The following is a 22,836-nucleotide window of genomic DNA, read 5'->3' on the forward strand; positions in this document are numbered from 1 at the left end:
GCCCCCGGTGCCTCACGTGCCCTCCTGTTCGAGCATCTGGGCGGCCTCCGCCCGCCGGGCCCGCACAGTCTCGTCCGCGCCGTCGGCACCCTCGTAGGCGGCCAGTACGCCACGCGCGCGTGACGCCGCCCCGGCGGTCCGGCCGAGGTCGGCCTCCAGCCAGCCCGCGGCGAGTTCGGCGCCGGTACGGTCGTGCAGCCCGTCCGCGCCCAGCGTGCCGAACAGCGCGGCCGCGCGGTCCATCTGGACCAGCGCCGCCTCGAACGCCCCCCGGATCGCCGCGTCTTCGGCCTCCTCGGCAGCCGAACGGGCCAGCAGGTCGCCGAACTGGCGGTGGGTGTGGGCCAGTTCGCCCGTGAGCTGTTCCCGTTCCACCGGGTCGGCCGCGCCGTGCAGCGCCCGCTCGCACTCCCGTACCGACTCGGCCATCAGCTCCCGCGCGCCCTCCGCCCCGCCTTCCCCGCGCAGCGCCAGCCAGCCGCGGGCGCGCAGCGAGCGGACGAGGAAGGCCGGGTTGCCCAGCGCCCGCCACAGCTCGCCCGCACGCGCGTAGGCCTGATCGGCCTCTTCCAGCAGACCGGCCCTGCTCAGGGACTCGGCGGCGAGGTGGGCGAGTGTGGCGTGGTCCTGCTGCTCGGGCCAGTGCCGGGCGATCTCCGCCGCCCGCAGCCGGTGTTCGGCCGCCGCGCGGTGGTCGCCCAGCTCGCCCAGGCAGTCGCCGAGCCACCACTGCGCCTGTACGACGGCGCCGTCGCCGTGCGTGTCGGCGGACAGGTCGGCCAGCGCCGACTCCAGCACCTCGGCGGCCTCGGCGTGCCGCCCCCGCAGCAGCAGGAACCCGCCCAGCTGCTGCCGGGCCCAGGCGCCCAGCGTGCCGCTCTCGCCCGCCTCGTCGGCCCAGTGTGCGGCCTGGAGCGCGTGCTCGGCGGCCTCTTCGGCATCACCGCGGCCGCCGGTCACCTCGGCGAGCTGCAGGTGCAGCTGGGCCCGCCCGACCGGCTCCACATACGGTCCGCCGTGCTCCAGCGCGGAGCGCAGCGCCCGCTCGGCCCCGGCCGGGTCACCGGCCTCATGGGCCAGTGCGGCGACCTGCACCTCGTACTCCACGGCGAACCACGGCACCCCGGCGCTCGCATACGCGTCGGCGGCCTGCCGGAACAGTTCCGCGGCCCGTCCGGCGTCCCCGCGCAGCCCGGCCAGCTCGGCGAGCATCCCCCGGGCCTCCGCGCCCCGCGCGGCCAGCCGCACGTCGTCACCGGCCCGCCCCTCGACCAGCGCGAGCACCTCACGAACGGCCCGCTCGGCCTCCACCACCGCCGGATCCGACGCGGACCCGCCGCGGGCGGCCGCTTCCGTGGCCGCGGTGTCCTGGCTGGACGGGTCGGGAGCGGCGTCGCCGGGGGCGGCCGTCCCTGGGCCGGAGCGGGTCCGCCGCGGTACCGGCGGGGGAGGGGGCGGGGCCTCGTGTGCGTGGCGCATCAGGATCCGGGCCCGGCTCATCACCACCGACGCCGTCTGCCGTACCCCGGTGGCCTCCCCGGCGTACAGGGCGAGCGCCTCGTCGTACAGAGCGGTGACCGTCTCCAGGGCCGTGGCCGTGTCGCCGGCCAGGGCACGGGCGTACGCTCCACGAGCGCGGGCCGCCAGGGCCTCCCCGGGGTCGCCCGCCTCCGCGTACAGCTCCGCCGCCCGTTCGAACAGCTCGATGCCCTCTTGGCCGAGGGCCATCGCCTCGTGGTCGGCGATCTCCGCGCGGTCACGCGGATCCAGCCCGGCGCCGCGCGCGGCCTGTGACACGGCCGCCCAGGCCTCCAGGGCGTGCGGCCGCAGGCTCTCCGACAGCCGCCGTGCCTCGGTGAGGAGGGCCGCCAGGTCCGGCTCGCCGTCGTGCGCCCGCGGGGCCGGGGGCGCGGCCACCGGCGCCGGTGCGGCGCGCACCGAGCGCACGCCCAGCGGCAGGCGGTCCACCAGCGGCCGCTGCGCCATGCGCGCGCGTGCCCGGTCACCGACGTACGACGTGCCGTTGCGCCGGTCGAACCGCTCGGCCAGCGCGAGGGTCTCCGCGCGCGCGTGGGCGGCGAGTTCCCCCGCGGTCCAGGTCCGCCCGGCCGGCCCCGGCACCCGCTGTCCGGCGAGCCCCAGCCCGGTCAGCGGGTCCATCAGCAGCGTCACCACGGCGAGGAAGTCCAGCCGGCTGCGCGGCTGCCCGGTGTCCGTGAAGTACGCCGGGCGTTCGGCGAGCAGCTCCAGCGCGCGTGCCTCGTTCCCGGTCAGCGCGCAGAACTCCACATGGTCGGCGTACGCGCCGCGCATCGACTCCATCGGCCGTACCAGACGGAAGCCCCGCAGGTGGTGCGCGCGTGCCTCGTCCACCCGGCCGAGGCGCAGCAGCGGGCCCAGCGAGGACGCCAGCACGGTGTGCGGCTCGTGTGCGCAGGTGAACTCGCCCTCCAGCACCGGCCGCCACAGCTCCAGCGCCTCCGCGTCCCGGCCGCACGTCACCTGCCAGGTGCCCTGCCCGTGCAGCTCGCAGGCGTGGCAGTCGGCCATCCTGTCCCGGTCCGCGGCGAGCCATGCCGCGTACGCCCGCTCCGCGCGCGGCAGGTCCCCGATGTGCTCGGCCACGCTGAACTCGGCGCTGCGCACGGCCCGTTCGGAGTGCCCGGCGAGCCGGTAGCGGTGCGCCATCTCGCCGAGCCACTTCTCGATCGAGGCGAGCGGGACGTGCGGCTGGTCCAGCATGCCCGCCGACATCCACTTGAAGACCCAGTGCAGGGAGTGCGCCTCGTACTCGTCGAAGTCCTCGGGCCGTTCGTCCCACATGCGCAGCAGCCGCGCGAACGGGACGAACATCTTGTCCTTCTCGGAGCTGTAGTTGTAGACCTTCAGCTGGTGCCCGAGCGCCTCGATGACGGCCAGCGCGATGCCGAGGCCCTCCGCCTCGGCCAGCAGTTGCTCCGCGCGCGCGTTGCGGGCCGGGCCCTCCGGCTGCTCGGAGTTCTCCGCCATCGCCCGGCGCAGCGCGTCGAAGTCCGTGATGTCACTCATCGCCCGTCGCCCTCCCCGTGGGTGGCCCACTCCAGCAGGCCGATGAACGCCCGGTTCAGCAGCGCCGAGTCCGCGGGCCGCAGCGGGCGCTGCGCCATCAGCAGCGCCTGCCCGTACAGCGACTCGGTGGCGGTGCCGATCAGTTCCGGGTCCTTCAGCGAACCGATGCGCCGGACCAGCGGATTGAGGTGGTTGAGCACCAGACGCGCGCGTGGCGCGCTCCCGCGCAGCGAGCCGAGGATGCCCGCCCACAGGTCGTCGGCCTGCTCCTCGGCCGCGGCGCGCGCCTGCTCGTGCCGGGCCGCCCGGTCGTCCAGGTGCAGCGCGGGCACGGAGAGGGGGTGGAAGGCGCGCAGGACGACGTCACAGCCCAGCGGGTCCAGCTTCGCCCGCGCGGCCGCCAGGAAGCCGGACAGGGCCAGCTCCTCTCCCGGGTCGACCCCGTCCAGGTGCGCGGTCACGGTGTCCGCGTCCAGCTCGGCGACCACCGTCCCCGGCCGCACCGACGGCAGCGCCTCGACCAGCTCGCTGTCGTACGTGTAGCCGCCGTTGACCACCCCGACGCCATGCGCGGACGCGATCGGCGCGACCTGCCGGTACTCCTCCACGGTCCGCGTGAAGTGCACCACCGGGTGGCGCCGCGCGAACTCCTCCAGGGACAGCTGCCCGTCGGTCGTCTCGAACGGCAGCCAGGGCAGCATCGTGCGCAGCATCTCGCGGTCGTGCCGGGCGAGCGACTTGACCCCCAGGTGGTGCACGGCGAGAAAGGCCGTCAGCCGCTCCGGATCACCGGCGGCGAGCCCCGTGAGCCAGGAGCGGATCCGTTCGCCGAGCGCCTCCCGCACGGCGGCCAGCGTCTCGTCCTCGTACAGCGACTCGCGCGAGGCCGTCGGCCGCAGGCTGTCGGTGTCCAGCACGCAGCGCACGAAGAACGCCCAGTCGGGAAGCAGCTGCTCGGCCCGCTCGGTCAGCAGCATGCCCTTGAGATGCACCCGGTGGGTGGCCCGCTGGGCGGGGCTCACGGCGGACGGCAGCACGTACGCCACCCCGCGGATCCCGGCCAGCGGCACGTCCAGGCCGATCGAGTCCAGCGGCGTGAAACCGAACAGCTCGTGACAGTGCCGGGCCAGCGCCACCCTTCTGCCCGAGGGGCTCGGGTACGGCCGGTCCCAGGGCGCGGGCAGATCGGTGACCGGCTCCTCACCCACCCGGACGTCGTACGGCAGCAGGGAACCGAAGTCCCGGGCCAGACGCAGGACGCGCTCCGGCGCCAGCCACTCGGCCGCCCCGGGCCGCGCCGTCAGGTACACCGTCGTACCCGGCTCGGGCCGGTCGGCGTCCGGCAGTGTGCGCACGGTGTACGAGCCGTCGTCGCGCGCCGTCCACTCCACCGGTGGTGCGCCGGGGGCACGCGCGCTGCGGCTGACCACCCGGATCCGCTCGGCGACCACGAAGCAGGCGAGCAGGCCGATGCCGAACTGGCCGAGGAAGTCCGAGCGGGCCTCCTGCAGGCCCTCGGCCCGCTTGGAGCTGCGCCCGATGGTGGCCAGCAGCTCGTGCACGTCCGCCTCGGTGAGCCCGATGCCGCTGTCCTCCACCCGCAGACCCCCGTCCACCGGACACAGCCGGACCAGCGCCGGCGCGTCCGGCTCCGCGGCCCGCCGGGCGGTGACGGCGTCCACCGCGTTCTGCAGCAGCTCGCGCAGATAGACCTTGGGACTGGAGTAGAGGTGATGGGAGAGCAGGTCCACCAGGCCGCGCAGGTCGACCTGGAACGTGTGAGGTGTGTGAGGTGACTGGGATGCCTGGGATGACTGTGAGGTCTGGGAGTCCATCGTCACTGCGCCGGAGGGGGGAGTGCGGGCGGCGCGGGGTCGGGCGGTCCCGGCGTGGCGGTGACCGCGAAGGATGGCCGGAGCGCGCCATCCTAGAGCCGGAACAGCCCGGCTGACCAGGGTTTTCCCGGCATCGTCAGTGTCGTGGTGTGCAATGGATCTCGTGCCCGCACTGGAAGAACCCCTGAAGCAGCCACTGAAGTCGGTGCTCGGCCCAGCAACCGCGAAGGTGATGGCCGAGCATCTCGGCCTGCACACCGTCGGCGACCTCCTCCACCACTACCCGCGCAGATACGAGGAGCGCGGCCAGCTCACCCACCTCGCCGACCTCCCCATGGACGAGCACGTCACCGTCGTCGCCCAGGTGGCCGACGCCCGCCTGCACAGCTTCGCCTCCGCGAAGGCCCCCCGCGGCAAGGGCCAGCGCCTGGAGGTCACGATCACCGACGGCAGCGGCCGGCTCCAGCTGGTCTTCTTCGGCAACGGCGTCCACAAGCCCCACAAGGAGCTGCTGCCGGGCACGCGCGCGATGTTCGCCGGCAAGGTCTCGGTCTTCAACCGCCGTCTCCAACTGGCCCATCCCGCCTATGAGTTGCTGCGGGGCGACAGTGAAGAGACGGTGGAGAGCTGGGCCGGCGCGCTGATCCCCCTCTATCCGGCCACCGCGAAACTGGAGTCCTGGAAGATCGGCAAGGCGGTCCAGACGGTGCTGCCCGCCGCCCAGGAAGCCCTCGACCCGCTGCCGCCCGCCCTGCGCGAGGGCCGCGGCCTGCTCCCGCTCCCCGAGGCCATCCTCAAGATCCACCGCCCGCACACCAAGGCCGACATCGCCGCCGCCCGCGACCGCCTGAAGTGGGACGAGGCGTTCGTCCTCCAGGTCGCTCTGGCCCGCCGCCGCCACGCGGACTCCCAGCTCCCCGCCGTCCCCCGCCGACCCGAGCCCGACGGTCTCCTCACGGCCTTCGACGACCGCCTGCCCTTCACCCTCACCGAGGGCCAGCAGAAGGTCTCCAAGGAGATCTTCGACGACCTCGCGACCGAACACCCGATGCACCGGCTCCTGCAGGGCGAGGTCGGGTCCGGAAAGACCATGGTGGCCCTGCGGGCCATGCTCGCCGTGGTCGACGCGGGCGGGCAGGCGGCCATGCTCGCGCCCACCGAGGTCCTGGCCCAGCAGCACCACCGCTCGATCACCGAGATGATGGGCGAGCTGGCCGAGGGAGGCATGCTGGGCGGCGCCGAGCACGCCACCAAGGTCGTGCTGCTCACCGGCTCCATGGGTGCGGCCGCCCGTCGCCAGGCCCTGCTCGACCTGGTCACCGGCGAGGCCGGCATCGTCATCGGCACCCACGCCCTGATCGAGGACAAGGTCCAGTTCCACGACCTCGGCCTGGTCGTGGTCGACGAGCAGCACCGCTTCGGTGTGGAGCAGCGCGACAGCCTGCGCGGCAAGGGCAAACAGCCCCCGCACCTGCTGGTCATGACGGCCACCCCGATCCCGCGCACGGTCGCCATGACGGTCTTCGGCGACCTGGAGACCTCCGTCCTCGACCAGCTCCCCGCCGGGCGCTCCCCGATCGCCAGCCACGTCGTCCCCGCCGCCGACAAGCCCCACTTCCTGGCCCGCGCCTGGGAGCGGGTCCGCGAGGAGGTGGCGGGCGGCCACCAGGCGTACGTCGTCTGCCCCCGGATCGGGGACGAGGAGGACGACCCGAAGCAGGCCGGCAGGAAGAAGTCCCCCGAGGACGAGGCGGAGAAGCGCCCCCCGCTGGCGGTCCTGGACGTGGCCGACCAGCTGGCCGGCGGCCCCCTCCAGGGCCTGAGGGTGGAGGTCCTCCACGGCCGTATGCACCCCGACGACAAGGACGCGGTGATGCGCCGCTTCGCGGCCGGCGAGACCGACGTCCTGGTCGCCACGACCGTGATCGAGGTGGGCGTCAACGTCCCCAACGCCACGGTCATGGTCATCATGGACGCCGACCGCTTCGGTGTCTCCCAGCTGCACCAGCTCCGCGGCCGCGTCGGCCGGGGCTCGGCGCCCGGCCTGTGTCTCCTGGTCACCGAGATGCCCGAGGCCGGTGCGGCCCGTCAGCGCCTGAACGCGGTCGCCGCCACCCTCGACGGCTTCGAACTCTCCCGTATCGACCTCGAACAGCGCCGTGAGGGCGACGTCCTCGGCCAGGCCCAGTCCGGTGCCCGCACCAGCCTGCGCGTCCTCGCGGTCATCGAGGACGAGGACGTCATCGCGGAGGCGAGGCAGGAGGCGACGGCGGTGGTGACGGCGGATCCGGAGCTGCAGCGGCTCCCGGGGCTGCGGACGGCCCTGGATGCCCTTTTGGACGAGGAGAGGGAGCAGTACCTGGAAAAGGGCTGAGAATGAACCGTAAAGCCGCCCACGAAGAAGGACCCCACATGACCCGCGTGATCGCCGGCCGGGCCGGCGGACGGCGCCTCGCAGTACCCCCTGGCACCGGGACCCGGCCGACATCCGACCGTGCCCGCGAAGGTCTCTTCTCCACCTGGCAGTCCCTCCTCGGCGGTCCCCTGGACGGCGAACGCGTCCTGGACCTCTACGCCGGCTCGGGCGCCGTGGGTCTCGAAGCCCTCTCCCGGGGCGCGGGCCACACGCTCCTCGTGGAAGCGGACGCCCGCGCGGCGAGGACCGTGCGCGACAACGTGCGGAACCTCGGCCTCCCCGGCGCCGAGGTCAGAGCAGGCAAAGCGGAACAAGTGATCAGAACGGCGCCCCCGGCCGAGCCGTACGACCTCGTCTTCCTCGACCCGCCGTACGTTGTCACAGATCACGATCTTCGCGAGATTCTGCTCACACTCCGCTCGGAAGGCTGGCTCGCCGCAGAAGCCCTCGTCACCGTGGAGCGCAGCACCAGAGGTGGCGAATTCCAGTGGCCGGACGGCTTCGAGGCGATCCGGTCCCGTCGCTACGGCGAGGGAACGTTTTGGTACGGTCGCGCCGCCTCTACGTGCGAAGACGCACGATGACCGGACCGGAGAGCGAGGGATCACAAGTGCGCCGCGCCGTCTGTCCCGGGTCGTTCGACCCGATCACCAACGGACACCTCGACATCATTGCCCGGGCCTCCCGTCTCTACGACGAGGTCTATGTCGCGGTGATGATCAACAAGTCCAAGAAGGGCCTGTTCGAGATCGAGGAGCGGATCGAGCTGATCCGCGAGGTCACCGCCGACTACGCCAACGTCCGGGTCGAGGCCTTCCACGGCCTCCTCGTCGACTTCTGCAAGCAGCGCGACATCCCCGCCATCGTCAAGGGCCTGCGCGCCGTCAGCGACTTCGACTACGAACTGCAGATGGCCCAGATGAACGTCGGGCTCACCGGCGTCGAAACGCTCTTCGTGCCCACCAACCCCACCTACAGCTTCCTCTCCTCCTCCCTGGTCAAGGAGGTCGCGGCCTGGGGCGGAGACGTCTCCCACCTGGTGCCGGAGCCGGTGCTGGAGGCCCTGAACAAGCGCCTGCGCAAGGACTGATGGGGCTACAGTCGTCCCGTCCGTCTCCAACCCGGCTGTAGAGAGTGGCGAGCACAGGTGGACGTGCAGAAGAAGCTCGACGAGATCGTCTCCGCGGTCGCCGGCGCCCGGGCCATGCCCATGTCGGCGTCCTGCGTGATCAACCGCGCCGAGCTGCTCGCGATGCTGGAAGAGGTGCGCCAGGCCCTGCCCGGCTCCCTCGCGCAGGCGCAGGAGCTGATCGGCGGCCGTGAGCAGATGGTCGAGCAGGCCCGCATCGAGGCCGAGCGGATCATCGAGAACGCGCACGCCGAGCGCGGCTCGCTGATCTCCGACACCGAGATCGCCCGCCGCTCCCAGAGCGAGGCCGACCGGATCCTCGCCGAGGCCCGCAAGGAGGCCGAGGAGATCCGCGCCGACGCCGACGACTACGTCGACTCCAAGCTCGCCAACTTCGAGGTGGTCCTCACCAAGACCCTCGGCTCGGTCGGCCGCGGCCGCGAGAAGCTCCTCGGTACCGGCCCCGGCCTGGACGAGAACGGCTACGAGGACGAGGACGCCCCCGAGCGCAGCCACGACCCCGAGACCCTGCGCCAGAACGCCGACCAATACGTCGACGTCAAGCTCGGCGCCTTCGAGGCGGTCCTCGCCAAGACCCTGGAGGCCGTGGGCCGCGGCCGGCAGAAGCTGCACGGCCGGATCGCCACCGACGACCTCGGCGCCCTCGCCGACGACACCACGACCTTCCAGCACTCCAGCGACGCCGACTACCTCGCCGACCTCGCGGCCCTCGCCGACCAGGACGCCTCGGCCGAGCGCCCGGCCCAGCCCGAACAGCAGCCGCAGCAGCAGCCGTCGTACGAGCCCCAGTCGGCGTACGCGTACGACCAGCAGCAGCCGGACCCCTACGGCGGCTTCCCGCAGCAGCCCGCCTACGGCCAGCAGGACCCGTACGGCTACCAGCAGGCCGACCCCTATGCCTACCAGGGCTACGACCAGCAGCAGGCCGCCTACGACCCCCAGCAGGCCCATCAGCAACAGCAGCCCCAGCACCAGCAGCAGGGCTACGCCCTGGACGAGACCAGCCTCTTCGACACCGGCATGATCAGCGCGGAGCAGCTGAGGGCCTACGAGCAGGGGCGGGGGCTGTAGGCCGCGCCTGACGCGCCGCGCGACCGCCCGCCGACCACCGGATTGGGCCGAGAGCGAAAGGTCCAGTATCCTGGCTCTTCGGTCGCGCGTACGTCCGCGATCTCCGCTGCCCGGAACACCGACGGGCGGCGGCCCTCCGAGTTCGAAGATCGAAAGCAGGAATGGCTTCCAACGCCCGCCTCGACCACCGCAACCCCCTCGTGTTCGACACGCACGAGCTGGGCCGGCGTCCTGGCGCGCTGCAGCGCCTGACCCGCACGATCGACGCTCCCGCCGATCTCGGCATCCAGGGGGTCATCGGAGTGCCGGAAGGCGCCCCGGTGGAGCTCGAACTCCGGCTCGAGTCGGTCATGGAAGGGGTGCTCGTCACAGGCACCGCCCGTGCACAGGCCGAGGGGGAGTGCGTAAGGTGTCTGGAGCCGGTCGGGCTGGAGCTCGAAGCGGACTTCCAGGAACTGTTCTCGTACCCTGACGCCGATGACCGGGGCCGCGTGATCGCGGAACCGGGCGACGACGCCGAGGACGACGAGGACAGGTTCTATCTCGAGGACGGACTTTTCGACCTCGAACCTCTGCTGCGCGATGCGGTGGTGCTCGCACTGCCGATGCAGCCGGTGTGCCAGGAAGACTGCCCGGGCCTGTGCTCCGAGTGCGGAGTGCGGCTCGCGGACGACCCGGACCACCACCACGACGCCGTCGACATCCGTTGGGCGGCTTTGCAGGGACTCGCCGGTTCACTCGAAGACGGCGAGAAGGACGAGATGAGCGGCGCCGAAGCGGGCGTCGACGAGAAGCAGGAGAAGTAGCCGTGGCTGTTCCGAAGCGGAAGATGTCGCGCAGCAACACGCGCCACCGCCGGTCGCAGTGGAAGGCTGCGGTCCCCACCCTGGTTGCGTGCGAGCGCTGCCACGAGCCCAAGCAGCAGCACATCGCGTGCCCGTCTTGCGGCACCTACAACAAGCGCCAGGTCCTCGAAGTCTGAGCGGGCTGGTGAGAGGCACTGTGTCCAGTCCCAAGAAGGCGGAAGACGCCAAGGCGGACGCACCCGCCAAGAAGAAGGCGGACAACCAGGCCTCGTCCCACACGCTTCTGGAAGGGCGGCTCGGCTACAAGCTCGAGTCCGCCCTTCTGGTGCGCGCGCTGACCCACCGTTCCTACGCGTACGAGAACGGCGGCCTGCCGACGAACGAGCGGCTGGAGTTCCTCGGTGACTCCGTCCTCGGTCTCGTCGTCACGGACACGCTGTACCGCACCCACCCCGACCTGCCCGAAGGCCAGCTGGCCAAGCTGCGGGCCGCGGTGGTCAACTCGCGTGCGCTGGCGGAGGTCGGCCGTGGCCTCGACCTGGGCTCCTTCATCCGGCTCGGCCGCGGTGAAGAGGGCACGGGCGGCCGGGACAAGGCATCCATCCTCGCCGACACCCTGGAAGCGGTGATCGGCGCGGTCTATCTCGACCAGGGCCTCGACTCGGCGTCCGAGCTGGTGCACCGGCTCTTCGACCCGCTGATCGAGAAGTCCTCGAACCTCGGTGCCGGCCTGGACTGGAAGACCAGTCTCCAGGAGCTGACCGCGACCGAAGGACTCGGCGTGCCCGAGTACCTGGTCACGGAGACCGGCCCCGACCACGAGAAGACCTTCACTGCTGCCGCCCGCGTCGGAGGCGTCTCGTACGGCACCGGCACCGGCCGCAGCAAGAAGGAGGCGGAGCAGCAGGCCGCCGAGTCCGCCTGGCGGGCCATCAAGGCCGCGGCGGACGAGCGCGTCAAGGCGGCCAAGGAGGCCAAGCAGGCCGCCGAGGACGCCAAGGCGGTCGCCGCCGGCGACGGCGACCCGTCATCCGCTTCCGCCTGATCCACGGCAGTACCGAGCGCCCGCCCCCGCCGCAGACGACGGGGCGGGCGCTCGATACGTCCACCGCTCCGTACGGGGGTCCCCATGCCCGAGTTGCCCGAGGTCGAGGTCGTCCGGCGCGGTCTGGAGCGCTGGGTCGCCCACCGCACCGTCGCCGAGGTCGAGGTGCTGCACCCGCGCGCCGTACGCCGGCACCTCGCGGGCGCCGACGACTTCGCGCACCGGCTCAAGGGCCACCACATCGGCACCCCGAGCCGCCGCGGCAAGTACCTGTGGCTGCCGCTGGAGGAGACCAACCAGTCCGTCCTCGCCCACCTGGGCATGAGCGGCCAGCTGCTGGTGCAGCCGCACGAGACGGCGGACGAGAGGCACCTGCGCGTCCGGGTCCGGTTCGCCGACTCCCTCGGCACCGAGCTCCGGTTCGTCGACCAACGCACCTTCGGCGGGCTGTCGTTGCACGACAACACCCTCGACGGGCTCCCGGACGTCATCGCGCACATTGCCCGCGACCCCCTCGACGAACTGTTCGACGACGAGGCGTTCCACCGGGCGCTGCGCCGCAAGCGGACCACCATCAAGCGGGCCCTGCTGGACCAGTCGCTGATCAGCGGCGTCGGCAACATCTACGCGGACGAGGCGCTGTGGCGCGCCCGCATCCACTACGAGCGCCCGACGGCGAACCTCACCCGCCCGGTCACGGCCGAACTCCTCGGTCACGTCCGGGACGTGATGAACGCGGCCCTCGCGGTCGGCGGCACCAGCTTCGACAGCCTGTACGTCAACGTCAACGGCGAGTCGGGCTACTTCGACCGGTCCCTGGACGCGTACGGGCGCGAGGGCCTGCCCTGCAGGCGGTGCGGCACCCCCATGCGCCGCCGCCCCTGGATGAACCGGTCCAGCTACTTCTGCCCGAAGTGTCAGAGGGCGCCGCGCGTCTCGTCGTAACGCGCGCGGGCCGCGAGGACGTCGTCCATGGCGCCCTCCACGCAGTGGATGAGCGCCAGCAGCCGCTCGGCGACCTGGCGGCCCAGGGGAGTCAGTTCGTAGTCCACGCGCGGCGGGTTGGTCGGCTGCGCCTCGCGGTGGACCAGGCCGTCGCGCTCCAGCGCGTGCAGGGTCTGGGACAGCATCTTCTCGCTCACCCCGTCGACGCGGCGGCGCAGTTCGTTGAAGCGCAGTGAGCCCTCGTACAGCGCGCCGAGTGTCAGTCCGCCCCAGCGGCCCGTGACGTGCTCCAGCGTGCCCCGGGACGGGCACGCCTTGGCGAAGACGTCATAGGCGAGGTCGTCGGGGTCCTGGGTGGTGACGCTCGTACCGGCACTCATGACCCCAGGATACGCGTGCGCAGCGCTAACCACCAGGTTGCACTAACTATAAGTTAGTGCTTTCCTGAAGTCACTGCTTCTGAGCTGCCCGCTTGCCTTGCGGGCTGTCCTACCGAGGAGTCTTTGTGACCACCCCTGTCGTTTCCATCGCCTACCACTCCGGCTACGGCCACACCACCGTCCTCGCCGAGGCCGTGCGCACGGGTGCCGCCGACGCGGGTGCCGAGGTGCACCTGATCAAGGTCGACGAGATCACCGACGAGCAGTGGGAGACGCTGGACCGCTCCGACGTGATCGTCTTCGGCTCGCCCACCTACATGGGCACCGCCTCCGGGGCCTTCCACGTCTTCGCCGAGGCGACCTCCAAGCGGTGGTTCGGCCAGGACTGGAAGGACAAGCTGGCCGCCGGCTTCACCAACTCGGCCTCCAAGAGCGGCGACAAGCTGCACACCCTGCAGTTCTTCCAGGCGCTCGCCGCCCAGCACGGCATGACCTGGGTCAACCTCGGCCTGCACCCGGGCTGGAACTCCAGCACCGCCTCCGAGAACGACCTCAACCGCCTCGGCTTCTTCTCCGGCGCCGCCGCCCAGACCAACCTCGACGAGGACGCCGACGGCGTCCACAAGGCCGACATCGCCACGGCCGAGCACCTGGGCCGCCGGGTGGCGGAGACGGCGCAGGTGTTCACGCGGGGTCGGGCCGCTGCCTGAGGCCCTTCAGGGGGCGGACTCGGTACCCGAAGAAGTGGCGGGCCGCGGCTCTGGCCTGCGGCCCTGCGATCCTCAACCGGATCTGCCTGGTGTGACCAGGCGGAAGTCACTTCTGATCACGCCGTGTAGGTCTCCGGCCTGCGGTTGTCTCAGTAGCCGAAGTCCTGCGTCCACCAGGGACCGCCCGGGCCGAAGTGGACGCCGACGCCGAGGGTCTTGAAATCGCAGTTCAGGATGTTGGCGCGGTGGCCGGGGCTGTTCATCCAGGCCTCCATCACGGCCGCCGCGTCCGCCTGGCCGCGGGCTATGTTCTCGCCGCCGAGGTCGGTGATCCCGGCCGCCGCCGCCCGGTCCCACGGCGTCCTGCCGTCCGGGTCGGTGTGGTCGAAGAAGTCCCGGGCCGCCATGTCGTCGCTGAACGACTCGGCCAGCTTGCTCAGCGAGGAGTTCGCCGCCAGCGGGGTGCACCCGACCTTGGCCCGCTCCTGGTTGACGAGCCCCAGCATCTGAGCCGCGGCGGCGCTCGCCGCCGGCACCGTGGTGGGCGCGGCCGTCGCCTTCGGCGCCTTGGACGCCGTACGCGACGCGGTGCTCTGGGGCTTGCCGGCCGGCGTCGCGGGCGGCGTCGGCTTCCCGGTCTCCGTCTGCGAGGGGGTCGGCGTGGGGGAGGCCGACGGCGGCGCCGACGCGGACTGCGACGTGGCGGCGGTGGGGCTCGGGGACTGCGGGCGCGTGGTGTCCCGGCTGGTGCCGGCGCCGCCCGTGTGGCTGCCGGCGCTGCCCGAGGTGCCGCCCTGCTCGGCGGCCGTGTTGCTCGGCGCGTCCACCGCCTGCACCCGCTCACCGCCGGTGGAGTGCGTATCACCGCCGAGCTTGTAGCTCTCCAGGCCGGGCACCACGCCCGAGGCCACCGCCGCCGTGCCGAGGGCGACGGCGGCGGACATCCCGATCAGGCTCGCGCGCACCGGTCGCGCGGCCTTCTTCCGGCGTCGGCGACCGGGGGAGGGGGCGCCGAGAGGGGTGAAACCACCGTCTCCGCCGCCGCCCGGGCCCCCGGCCCCGGCCGCGAACAGATAGGCGTGCGCCTTGTCGGTCGCCTCGGCATGGGCCAGCGGCCGCAGACCGGTCGCCGGGGTGTGGGCCTCCGGGTTCAGATAGGGCGCGATGCCCCGGGGCGTCCGCTCGCGGCGGACGAGCTCACCGGTGTACGCCCCCCGCCGGAACCCACCCGCGTACGAGCCCTCCCGGGCCCCACCCGCGTAGGGGTCCCCCCAGGACCCACCCGCGTAAGGGTCCCCCCAGGCCTCACCCGCGTACGAGTCTCCCCAGGCCTCACCCGCGAACGAGTCCTGCCAGGCCTCGCCCGTGTACGACTGCTGCGGGGCGTCGCTCACCGTGAAGGAGCGCTCGATGTGGGTGGCCCCCGTGGCACGGCCCTGGACGGCGTGACCCTCGGCGGCGCGGCCGGCGGCGGAGCGTCGGTGGCGTCCCATGTCCTTGCCCTCTTCCTCTGCCTCGCGGTCGACCGGCGCCTGCGCGGCGAATGACTCCCCCTGGCCGACCCAACTCACTCGAACGAGTGAGTTTCATATGAGATGCATCGGGCGGGACGGTACCGCATGCCGCTCACGGGCGATGTGTCCCGAGCGACATCGGCCGGTTAGGTTGCACCCATGAGCGAGGATGTACGACTGGTCGCCTGGGTGCGTGGACGCGTCCAAGGTGTGGGTTTTCGCTGGTTCACGCGCGCCAAGGCGCTGGAGATCGGCGGCCTGAGTGGTTTTGCTCTCAATTTGGCCGACGGTCGCGTCCAGGTGGTCGCGGAGGGCTCGCGCGAGGACTGCGAGGGGCTGCTCGGCTGGCTCGAGGGGGACGACACGCCCGGGCGCGTGGAGGGAGTCACAGAGATCTGGGACACACCCCGCGGCGGCTACGACGGCTTCGCCATCCGCTGAGGCCGTTCTGTAAAGGCGCGCAGGCCGGCGCACGGAGAGCTGCCGGGGGCACATGCGAAAAGCAGAAACGACCTGGTGGTTGCCAAGGACCCGCCGGCATGGCAGGCTCCGCTGGTACAGCTGATCGTCACGCCCTGAGGGCCCCGGATGAGTCGCCGCGCCGCCGCTTTCCCGGCCGCGCGCCCTGGGTTGCCCGCCAATACAGGGCGTGATCGTGTTGACCGTCAAACTTTTTGGTGAGACGCTGAAAGCCCCGCGCACCTTAGCTGTTTGGCATGGAGCAACAGCAGAGCAACACCCGGATGTGCCAAGCACCGCGGGTGCAAAATCCCTCACGACCCACACCGCATCGGTCGGTCACTCAGTGTGGAGGACCATCCATCATGGCAAAGGCGCTTCTCGGTTACGTCGGCGGCTCCGACCCTCGACTCCTCGCCGAGATGCGACGGCTGCAGCAGCGCGTCCAGGACCTGGAGTCCGAGCTCGTACGGATCCAGGCGGAGAACGAAGCGCTGACGGCTGCCGCCTCTCAGGACAGGATCATGGAGAGCATCGACGCACACCAGGCGGAGCCTGCGCTCACCTGATCACTGCATCGCTCCACAACAAGCAGTCGCAGCGATCGGGCTGCCCGTAATCAACCGCTCAGTTGATGGGACGGCTGCAATCCAGCCGTCAGAGTTGCAAGGGACGCTTCGGCGTCCCTTCGTTCTTTCCCCCGCGCATCCTTTCACCCTCTTTAACGTACGGTGTGCCCTGCATGTTCACTGGCGAAACCGCGCGGTTGCGAGGGTTCATGGAGTGAGATAGCGGCGCCGGGTAGAGTCCAGCGGCGTGCACCTCAAGGCCCTGACCCTCCGCGGGTTCAAGTCGTTCGCCTCGGCGACCACGCTCCGGTTCGAACCGGGTATCACGTGTGTCGTCGGACCGAACGGCTCGGGCAAGTCCAATGTCGTGGACGCGCTCAGCTGGGTCATGGGCGAACAGGGCGCCAAGTCGTTGCGCGGCGGCAAGATGGAGGACGTCATCTTCGCCGGCACCACGGGGCGTCCCCCGCTGGGCCGCGCCGAGGTGTCCCTGACCATCGACAACTCCGACGGCGCGCTGCCCATCGAGTACGCCGAGGTCACCATCACGCGGATCATGTTCCGCAACGGCGGCAGCGAGTACCAGATCAACGGGGACACCTGCCGCCTCCTCGACATCCAGGACCTCCTCTCCGACTCCGGCATCGGCCGCGAGATGCACGTCATCGTCGGCCAGGGCCAGCTCGACTCCGTCCTGCACGCCGACCCCATGGGCCGCCGGGCCTTCATCGAAGAGGCCGCGGGCGTCCTCAAGCACCGCAAGCGCAAGGAGAAGGCCCTGCGCAAGCTGGACGCGATGCAGGCCAATCTCGCGCGTGTGCAGGACCTGACCGACGAACTCCGCCGCCAGCTCAAGCCGCTCGGCCGCCAGGCGGCGGTGGCGAGAAGGGCCGCCGTCATCCAGGCGGACCTGCGGGACGCCCGCCTGCGGCTGCTCGCCGACGACCTCGTACGGCTGCGCGAGGCGCTGAAGACCGAGATCGCCGACGAGGCGGCCCTGAAGGAGCGCAAGGAAGCCGCCGAACAGGAGCTGAAGAAGGCGCTCCAGCGCGAGGCCCTGCTGGAGGACGAGGTGCGCCGCCTCACGCCCCGACTCCAGCGCGCCCAGCAGACCTGGTACGAGCTGTCCCAGCTGGCCGAACGCGTCCGGGGCACGATCTCGCTGGCCGACGCCCGGGTGAAGAGCGCCACCTCCGCGTCCCCGGAGGAGCGGCGCGGCCGTGACCCCGAGGACCTGGAGCGTGAGGCCGCCCGCATCCGCGAGCAGGAGGCCGAGCTGGAGGCGGCTCTGGAGGCGGCCCAGCACGCCCTGGACGACACCGTCGCCCACCGCGCCGAACTGGAGCGGGAGCTGGCCGTCGAGGAACGCCGGCTGAAGGACGTGGCCCGCGCCATCGCCGACCGCCGCGAGGGCCTGGCCCGGCTGAACGGGCAGGTCAACGCGGCCCGCTCGCGAGCCGCCTCCGCCCAGGCCGAGATCGACCGCCTGGCCACGGCCCGCGACGAGGCCCAGGAGCGCGCCGTACGGGCCCAGGAGGAGTACGAGACGCTCAAGGCCGAGGTCGACGGCCTGGACGCCGACGACGCGGACCTCGCCGAGCAGCACGAGGCCGCCAAGCGCCGGCTCGCCGGGAACGAAGCGGCCCTGAGCGCGGCCCGCGAGGCCCTCACCACGGCCGAGCGCACCCGCGCCGCGACCCAGGCCCGCCACGAGGCCCTGGCCCTGGGCCTGCGCCGCAAGGACGGCACCGGGATACTGCTCGGCGCCCGGGACCGGCTCACCGGGGTTCTCGGTCCGGCGGCGGAACTGCTGACGGTCACCCCCGGCTACGAGGTACCCCTCGCCGCGGCCTTCGGAGCGGCGGCGGACGCGATCGCCGTGGCGACCCCCGCATCGGCGGCGGAGGCGATCCGTCTCCTGCGCAAACAGGACGGAGGCCGAGCGGCCCTGATCCTGGCGACACCGGCTGAAGCACCCGGAGGCGGCGCGGGGAACGGCGCGCCAGGCCACGAGGATTCCGCAGCCGACGACGGCGCCCCGGCACCCGCAAGGAGCGCGGGGAACGGCGCGATCAGCCACGACGAACGCGCAGGTGCCGACGACGGCGGAGCACCGCCCCGAGGGGGCGCGGGTTACGGCGCGAACAGCCACGACCAGCCCGCATACGACGAACCCGCAGACGCCGAACCGTCCGCCGCCGCCCTCCCCGCGCCGCGCTCCGCGGCCCCCCTCCCCGCCGCCACCCTGGTCCGCGGCCCCCAAGACCTCATGCCCGCCGTCCACCGCCTCCTGCACGGAATCGTGGTCGTCGGCACCCTGGAGGACGCCGAGGACCTGATCTACACGCACCCGCACCTCACCGCCGTGACCGCCGAAGGCGACCTCCTGGGCGCCCACTTCGCGCACGGCGGCTCCGCCGGGGCGCCGAGCCTGCTGGAGGTGCAGGCCTCGGTGGACGAGGCCGCCGCCGAGCTGGCCGAGCTGGCGGTCCGCTGCGAGGAGCTGACCGAGGCGCAGCGCGCGGCGGCCGAGCGGCGCAAGGAGGCCGCCGCGCTCGTCGAGGAGCTCGCGGAGCGCCGCCGCGCCGCCGACCGGGAGAAGTCGTCCGTGGCGCAGCAGCTCGGCCGGCTGGCCGGACAGGCGCGGGGGGCCGCCGGAGAGGCGGAGCGCTCCGCGGCCGCCGCCGCACGCGCGCAGGAGGCGCTGGAGAAGGCCGTGCATGAGGCCGAGGAACTGGCCGAGCGGCTGGTGGTCGCCGAGGAGATGCCGGTGGAGGAGGAGCCGGACACCTCGGTCCGGGACCGGCTCGCCGCCGACGGGGCCAACGCCCGGCAGACCGAGATGGAGGCCCGGCTGCAGGTCCGTACCCACGAGGAGCGGGTCAAGGGGCTCGCCGGGCGGGCCGACTCCCTCGACCGGGCCGCCCGCGCCGAACGCGAGGCACGCGTGCGTGCCGAGCAGCACCGCGCCCGGCTGCGTCACGAGGCGGCCGTCGCCGAGGCGGTCGCCTCCGGCGCCCGGCAGCTGCTCGCGCACATCGAGGTCTCCCTCGCCCGCGCCGAGCAGGAACGGGCCGCCGCCGAGGCCGCCAAGGCGCAGCGCGAGCAGGAACTGACCGCCGCGCGCACCACCGGGCGCGAACTCAAGTCGGAACTCGACAAGTTGACGGATTCGGTGCACCGCGGCGAGGTACTCGGCGCCGAGAAACGGCTGCGGATCGAGCAGCTGGAGTCCAAGGCGCTGGAGGAGCTGGGTGTCGAACCGGCAGGGCTCGTGGCGGAGTACGGGCCGCACCAGCCCGTGCCGCCCTCGCCCCCCGCCGAGGGCGAGGTACTGCCCGAGGACCCCGAGCACCCGCGCAACCAGCCCAGGACCTTCCACCGGGCCGAGCAGGAGCGCCGGCTCAAGGCCGCGGAGCGGGCGTACCAGCAGCTGGGCAAGGTCAACCCGCTGGCGCTGGAGGAGTTCGCGGCGCTGGAGGAGCGGCACAAGTTCCTCAGCGAGCAGCTGGAGGACCTGAAGAAGACCCGCGCCGACCTGCTCCAGGTGGTGAAGGAGGTCGACGAGCGCGTCGAGCAGGTCTTCACCGAGGCCTACTGGGACACCGCCCGCGAGTTCGAGGGCGTCTTCAGCCGGCTCTTCCCCGGCGGTGAGGGGCGACTGGTGCTCACCGACCCCGACAACATGCTCACCACGGGCGTGGACGTCGAGGCGCGCCCGCCGGGCAAGAAGGTCAAGCGGCTGTCCCTGCTCTCCGGTGGCGAGCGCTCGCTGACGGCCGTCGCTCTGCTGGTGTCGATCTTCAAGGCCCGGCCGAGCCCCTTCTACGTCATGGACGAGGTGGAGGCGGCCCTGGACGACACCAACCTCCAGCGGCTGATCCGGATCATGCAGGAGCTGCAGGAGGCGTCCCAGCTGATCGTGATCACGCACCAGAAGCGCACGATGGAGGTCGCCGACGCGCTCTACGGCGTGTCCATGCAGGGTGACGGCGTGTCCAAGGTCATCTCTCAGCGGCTGCGCTAGCTCGCGAAGATCCACCACGAGATCAACTTCTTCGATGTTCACTTCTTGAACACAGTGAGCGTAGGCACATCTCAAAGCTCACAGCCCTCGACCTATTGACTTCGAAACTTGAAGGCATAGTCTCTGCAACGTTGCTTTTACCTTCAGGTCTCACCTGTAAGGGCTCGCCCCCCACCGCGGCAGCGTTGCCGTGGCCCGAGGAGATACACGTGACCAGCACAGCGCAGGCACCTCAGACAGGAGCCAGGACGGCTCATCCCGAGCATCTCGGGCACGTCATCTTCATCGCAGCGGCCGCCGCCATGGGCGGTTTTCTCTTCGGCTACGACAGCTCCGTGATCAACGGCGCCGTCGAGGCCATCCGCGGCAAGTACGACATCGGCTCCGCGGCCCTCGCCCAGGTCATCGCCGTCGCCCTGATCGGCTGTGCCGTCGGCGCCGCGACCGCCGGCCGGATAGCCGACCGCATCGGCCGCATCCGCTGCATGCAGATCGCCGCCGTCCTCTTCACCATCAGCGCCGTCGGCTCCGCGCTGCCCTTCGCCCTGTGGGACCTCGCCTTCTGGCGGATCGTCGGCGGCTTCGCCATCGGCATGGCCTCCGTCATCGGCCCGGCCTACATCGCCGAGGTCGCCCCGCCCGCCTACCGCGGCCGGCTCGGCTCCTTCCAGCAGGCCGCGATCGTCGTCGGCATCGCCGTCTCCCAGCTGGTCAACTGGGGCCTGCTGAACGCCGCCGGCGGCGACCAGCGCGGTCACCTGATGGGCCTGGAGGCCTGGCAGGTCATGCTCGGCGTGATGGTCGTGCCGGCCGTGCTGTACGGCATGCTCTCCTTCGCGATCCCCGAGTCCCCGCGCTTCCTGCTCTCCGTCGGCAAGCGTGAGCGGGCCAAGGAGATCCTCGCCGAGGTCGAGGGCAAGGACGTCGACATGGACGCCCGCGTCGCCGAGATCGAGCACGCGATGAAGAGCGAGCACAAGTCCACCTTCAAGGACCTGCTCGGTGGCGGCTTCTTCTTCAAGCCGATCGTCTGGATCGGTATCGGCCTGTCGGTCTTCCAGCAGTTCGTCGGCATCAACGTCGCGTTCTACTACTCCTCGACGCTGTGGCAGTCGGTCGGTGTCGACCCGTCGGACTCGTTCTTCTACTCCTTCACGACGTCGATCATCAACATCGTCGGCACCGTGATCGCGATGATCTTCGTGGACCGCGTCGGCCGCAAGCCGCTCGCCGTCATCGGCTCGGTCGGCATGGCCGTCGGTCTCGCGCTGGAGGCCTGGGCGTTCAGCTACCACCTGGTCGACGGCAAGCTCCCGAGCACCCAGGGCTGGGTCGCCCTGATCGCCGCCCACGTGTTCGTCCTCTTCTTCGCCCTGTCCTGGGGCGTGGTGGTCTGGGTCTTCCTCGGCGAGATGTTCCCGAACAAGATCCGCGCCGCCGCCCTGGGCGTGGCCGCCTCCGCGCAGTGGATCGCCAACTGGGCCATCACCGCGAGCTTCCCGTCGCTGGCCGACTGGAACCTCTCCGGCACGTACATCATCTACACCGTCTTCGCGGCGCTCTCCATCCCGTTCGTCCTGAAGTTCGTCAAGGAGACGAAGGGCAAGTCGCTGGAGGAGATGGGCTGACCCTGACGGAAGCCCCCGAGACCGAGGAGAAGGGGCCCAAGACCCCGCTGCCCCTCTCCTCGCACCACCCGCCGCCCCTGCACCGGCCACTGCCCGGTCCGGGGGCGGCGGCTTTTCCGGCGGGGGGCGAAGCGGGTCGCCGAGTGGAGCCTCGTGGCGTCGTCCTGGCCCCGAAGCGCGTCATCCGCCCAGCCCCGGCACCACCCTCTCCGCGAACAACCGCAGGCTCCGCCACGCCTCCTCCACCGGCATCCCGCCCGCCAGCGGATGCAGTACGAGACTGTCGGCGCCCAGCGCCACGCACTCCTCCGGCGTGAGGACGCGGTACACGCCCTCGGCACGCAGCTCCTCCACCGTCGTGGCCGCCGAGCGCACCGCCGAGCGGATCTGCCCCGACTGCCAGGAGGCGTACGTCCGGGCCTCGTGCAGGAAGTGCTCGCCGTACCGCGCCCACGCCCGGTCCGGGTCCTCGGCGATGTGCAGCAGGGGCGTCTCGGCCGCGGGCATCATGACCCAGCCCTCGGTGCCGTACTCGGCGAGCTTCTCCTTGTAGTGGGACTCCAGCTCCGGCAGGTGCGCGCTCGGGAAGAACGGCAGACCGAGCCGGGCGGCGCGGCGGGCGGCGGCCCTGGACGAGCCGCCGACCAGCAGGAGGGGGTGCGGATCGGTGAAGGGGCGCGGGGTGAGCCGTACCGTACGGCCCCGGTACGTGAACTCGTCGCCGGACCACGCCTTCAGCAGTGTCTCCAGCAGCTCGTCCTGGAGCCGGCCGCGGGCCTTCCAGTCGACGCCGAGCAGAGCGTACTCCTCGGGCCGGTAGCCGATCCCGGCCACCGTCACCAGCCGCCCGCCGCTGAGCAGGTCCAGTACGGCGATCTCCTCGGCCAGCCGCAGCGGGTCGTGCAGCGGACCGATCACCGCCGACACGGTCACCGCGATCCGCCGGGTCGCCCCGAACACCGCGCCCGCGAAGGCGAACGGCGAGGGCAGCCAGTTGTTCTCGGCGCCGTGGTGCTCCTCGGTCTGCACCGTGCTGATCCCGTGCTCGTCCGCGTACGCGGCCATCTCCAGGGCGGCCCGGTAGCGGGCGGAGAGGGCGGCGGGCGTGGCGCCGGGAGCGACGAGGTTGAAACGGACGACCGTGACGGGCATGGGAAGTCCCCCTCCGGTGCGATGCGGTGCGGCGCGGTGCGATGGAGGGGGACGGTAGCTGACATGGCGTCAGATTTCCAT

The 22,836-nt window shown here is 71.9% G+C and carries 18 protein-coding genes; 13 read left to right on the forward strand and 5 right to left on the reverse strand.

Going from position 1 to position 22,836, the window contains the following annotated elements; all coding sequences use genetic code 11:
* Positions 1 to 12 precede the first annotated feature (12 nt).
* Both AB0D93_RS16130 and AB0D93_RS16135 read right to left on the reverse strand, forming a co-directional pair.
* Entirely contained in the window at positions 13 to 3,048 is a 3,036-nt protein-coding gene (locus AB0D93_RS16130; protein WP_362119501.1) for a tetratricopeptide repeat protein, read from the reverse strand.
* Positions 3,045 to 4,883 carry an HSP90 family protein gene (locus tag AB0D93_RS16135; RefSeq protein WP_362119504.1) on the reverse strand — a complete coding sequence of 613 codons (1,839 nt, stop codon included), beginning with the start codon at positions 4,881 to 4,883 and terminating at the stop codon, positions 3,045 to 3,047. The genes AB0D93_RS16130 and AB0D93_RS16135 overlap by 4 nt, the downstream gene beginning before the upstream one ends.
* 154 nt (positions 4,884 to 5,037) lie before the next feature.
* Between AB0D93_RS16135 and recG the strand changes: the two genes are divergently transcribed.
* From recG to mutM, 8 genes are all read left to right on the forward strand, one after another.
* Complete coding sequence (recG, locus tag AB0D93_RS16140) at positions 5,038 to 7,257, forward strand: ATP-dependent DNA helicase RecG (RefSeq protein WP_362119507.1); 2,220 nt, start codon at positions 5,038 to 5,040, stop codon at positions 7,255 to 7,257.
* 38 nt (positions 7,258 to 7,295) lie between these two features.
* Positions 7,296 to 7,883: a 16S rRNA (guanine(966)-N(2))-methyltransferase RsmD gene (gene rsmD, locus AB0D93_RS16145; RefSeq protein ID WP_362119510.1), complete on the forward strand. Its 588-nt coding sequence runs from the start codon at positions 7,296 to 7,298 to the stop codon at positions 7,881 to 7,883.
* A gap of 26 nt (positions 7,884 to 7,909) precedes the next feature.
* Positions 7,910 to 8,389 carry a pantetheine-phosphate adenylyltransferase gene (gene coaD, locus AB0D93_RS16150; RefSeq protein ID WP_362119513.1) on the forward strand — a complete coding sequence of 160 codons (480 nt, stop codon included), beginning with the start codon at positions 7,910 to 7,912 and terminating at the stop codon, positions 8,387 to 8,389.
* A gap of 57 nt (positions 8,390 to 8,446) precedes the next feature.
* A complete protein-coding gene (locus AB0D93_RS16155) occupies positions 8,447 to 9,520 on the forward strand; it encodes an ATP synthase F0 subunit B (RefSeq protein ID WP_362119516.1) in 1,074 nt (357 codons plus the stop codon).
* A 161-nt stretch (positions 9,521 to 9,681) separates the two neighbouring features.
* On the forward strand, positions 9,682 to 10,326 hold the full coding sequence (locus AB0D93_RS16160) for a YceD family protein (RefSeq protein ID WP_362119519.1): 645 nt from the start codon (positions 9,682 to 9,684) through the stop codon (positions 10,324 to 10,326).
* A 2-nt stretch (positions 10,327 to 10,328) separates the two neighbouring features.
* Positions 10,329 to 10,502: a 50S ribosomal protein L32 gene (gene rpmF, locus AB0D93_RS16165; protein ID WP_003951102.1), complete on the forward strand. Its 174-nt coding sequence runs from the start codon at positions 10,329 to 10,331 to the stop codon at positions 10,500 to 10,502.
* Positions 10,503 to 10,510: 8 nt separating this feature from the next.
* Positions 10,511 to 11,371, forward strand: coding sequence for a ribonuclease III (rnc, locus tag AB0D93_RS16170; protein WP_362119523.1), 861 nt, complete (start codon positions 10,511 to 10,513; stop codon positions 11,369 to 11,371).
* Positions 11,372 to 11,455: 84 nt separating this feature from the next.
* Positions 11,456 to 12,316, forward strand: coding sequence for a bifunctional DNA-formamidopyrimidine glycosylase/DNA-(apurinic or apyrimidinic site) lyase (mutM, locus tag AB0D93_RS16175; RefSeq protein WP_362119526.1), 861 nt, complete (start codon positions 11,456 to 11,458; stop codon positions 12,314 to 12,316).
* Here the strand turns inward: mutM and AB0D93_RS16180 are convergent.
* Positions 12,289 to 12,696 carry a helix-turn-helix domain-containing protein gene (locus AB0D93_RS16180; protein ID WP_362119529.1) on the reverse strand — a complete coding sequence of 136 codons (408 nt, stop codon included), beginning with the start codon at positions 12,694 to 12,696 and terminating at the stop codon, positions 12,289 to 12,291. The two genes, mutM and AB0D93_RS16180, sit on opposite strands and share 28 nt — an antisense overlap.
* Positions 12,697 to 12,821: 125 nt before the next feature.
* Here AB0D93_RS16180 and AB0D93_RS16185 point away from each other — a divergent pair, with 125 nt between their 5' ends.
* Complete coding sequence (locus AB0D93_RS16185; protein WP_362119532.1) at positions 12,822 to 13,406, forward strand: flavodoxin family protein; 585 nt, start codon at positions 12,822 to 12,824, stop codon at positions 13,404 to 13,406.
* A gap of 149 nt (positions 13,407 to 13,555) precedes the next feature.
* Here the strand turns inward: AB0D93_RS16185 and AB0D93_RS16190 are convergent, their stop codons facing one another.
* Positions 13,556 to 14,899, reverse strand: a complete 1,344-nt coding sequence (locus AB0D93_RS16190; RefSeq protein WP_362119535.1) for a CAP domain-containing protein — start codon at positions 14,897 to 14,899, stop codon at positions 13,556 to 13,558.
* Positions 14,900 to 15,079: 180 nt separating this feature from the next.
* Here AB0D93_RS16190 and AB0D93_RS16195 point away from each other — a divergent pair, with 180 nt between their 5' ends.
* From AB0D93_RS16195 to AB0D93_RS16210, 4 genes are all read left to right on the forward strand, one after another.
* Complete coding sequence (locus AB0D93_RS16195; protein ID WP_362119538.1) at positions 15,080 to 15,361, forward strand: acylphosphatase; 282 nt, start codon at positions 15,080 to 15,082, stop codon at positions 15,359 to 15,361.
* 383 nt (positions 15,362 to 15,744) lie between these two features.
* On the forward strand, positions 15,745 to 15,948 hold the full coding sequence (locus AB0D93_RS16200; protein ID WP_014675251.1) for a hypothetical protein: 204 nt from the start codon (positions 15,745 to 15,747) through the stop codon (positions 15,946 to 15,948).
* A gap of 247 nt (positions 15,949 to 16,195) precedes the next feature.
* Positions 16,196 to 19,975: an AAA family ATPase gene (locus AB0D93_RS16205; protein ID WP_362119543.1), complete on the forward strand. Its 3,780-nt coding sequence runs from the start codon at positions 16,196 to 16,198 to the stop codon at positions 19,973 to 19,975.
* Positions 19,976 to 20,184: 209 nt separating this feature from the next.
* Positions 20,185 to 21,603 (forward strand): sugar porter family MFS transporter, encoded by a 1,419-nt coding sequence (locus tag AB0D93_RS16210; RefSeq protein WP_362119546.1) that lies wholly within the window; start codon positions 20,185 to 20,187, stop codon positions 21,601 to 21,603.
* A gap of 180 nt (positions 21,604 to 21,783) precedes the next feature.
* Here the strand turns inward: AB0D93_RS16210 and AB0D93_RS16215 are convergent, their stop codons facing one another.
* The gene (locus AB0D93_RS16215; RefSeq protein ID WP_362119549.1) at positions 21,784 to 22,755 is read right to left on the reverse strand and encodes an LLM class flavin-dependent oxidoreductase; all 972 of its coding nucleotides are present in this window, start codon (positions 22,753 to 22,755) and stop codon (positions 21,784 to 21,786) included.
* Positions 22,756 to 22,836 lie beyond the last annotated feature (81 nt).

This window comes from Streptomyces sp. NPDC048191 (genome assembly GCF_040652655.1).
Classification (GTDB): domain Bacteria; phylum Actinomycetota; class Actinomycetes; order Streptomycetales; family Streptomycetaceae; genus Streptomyces.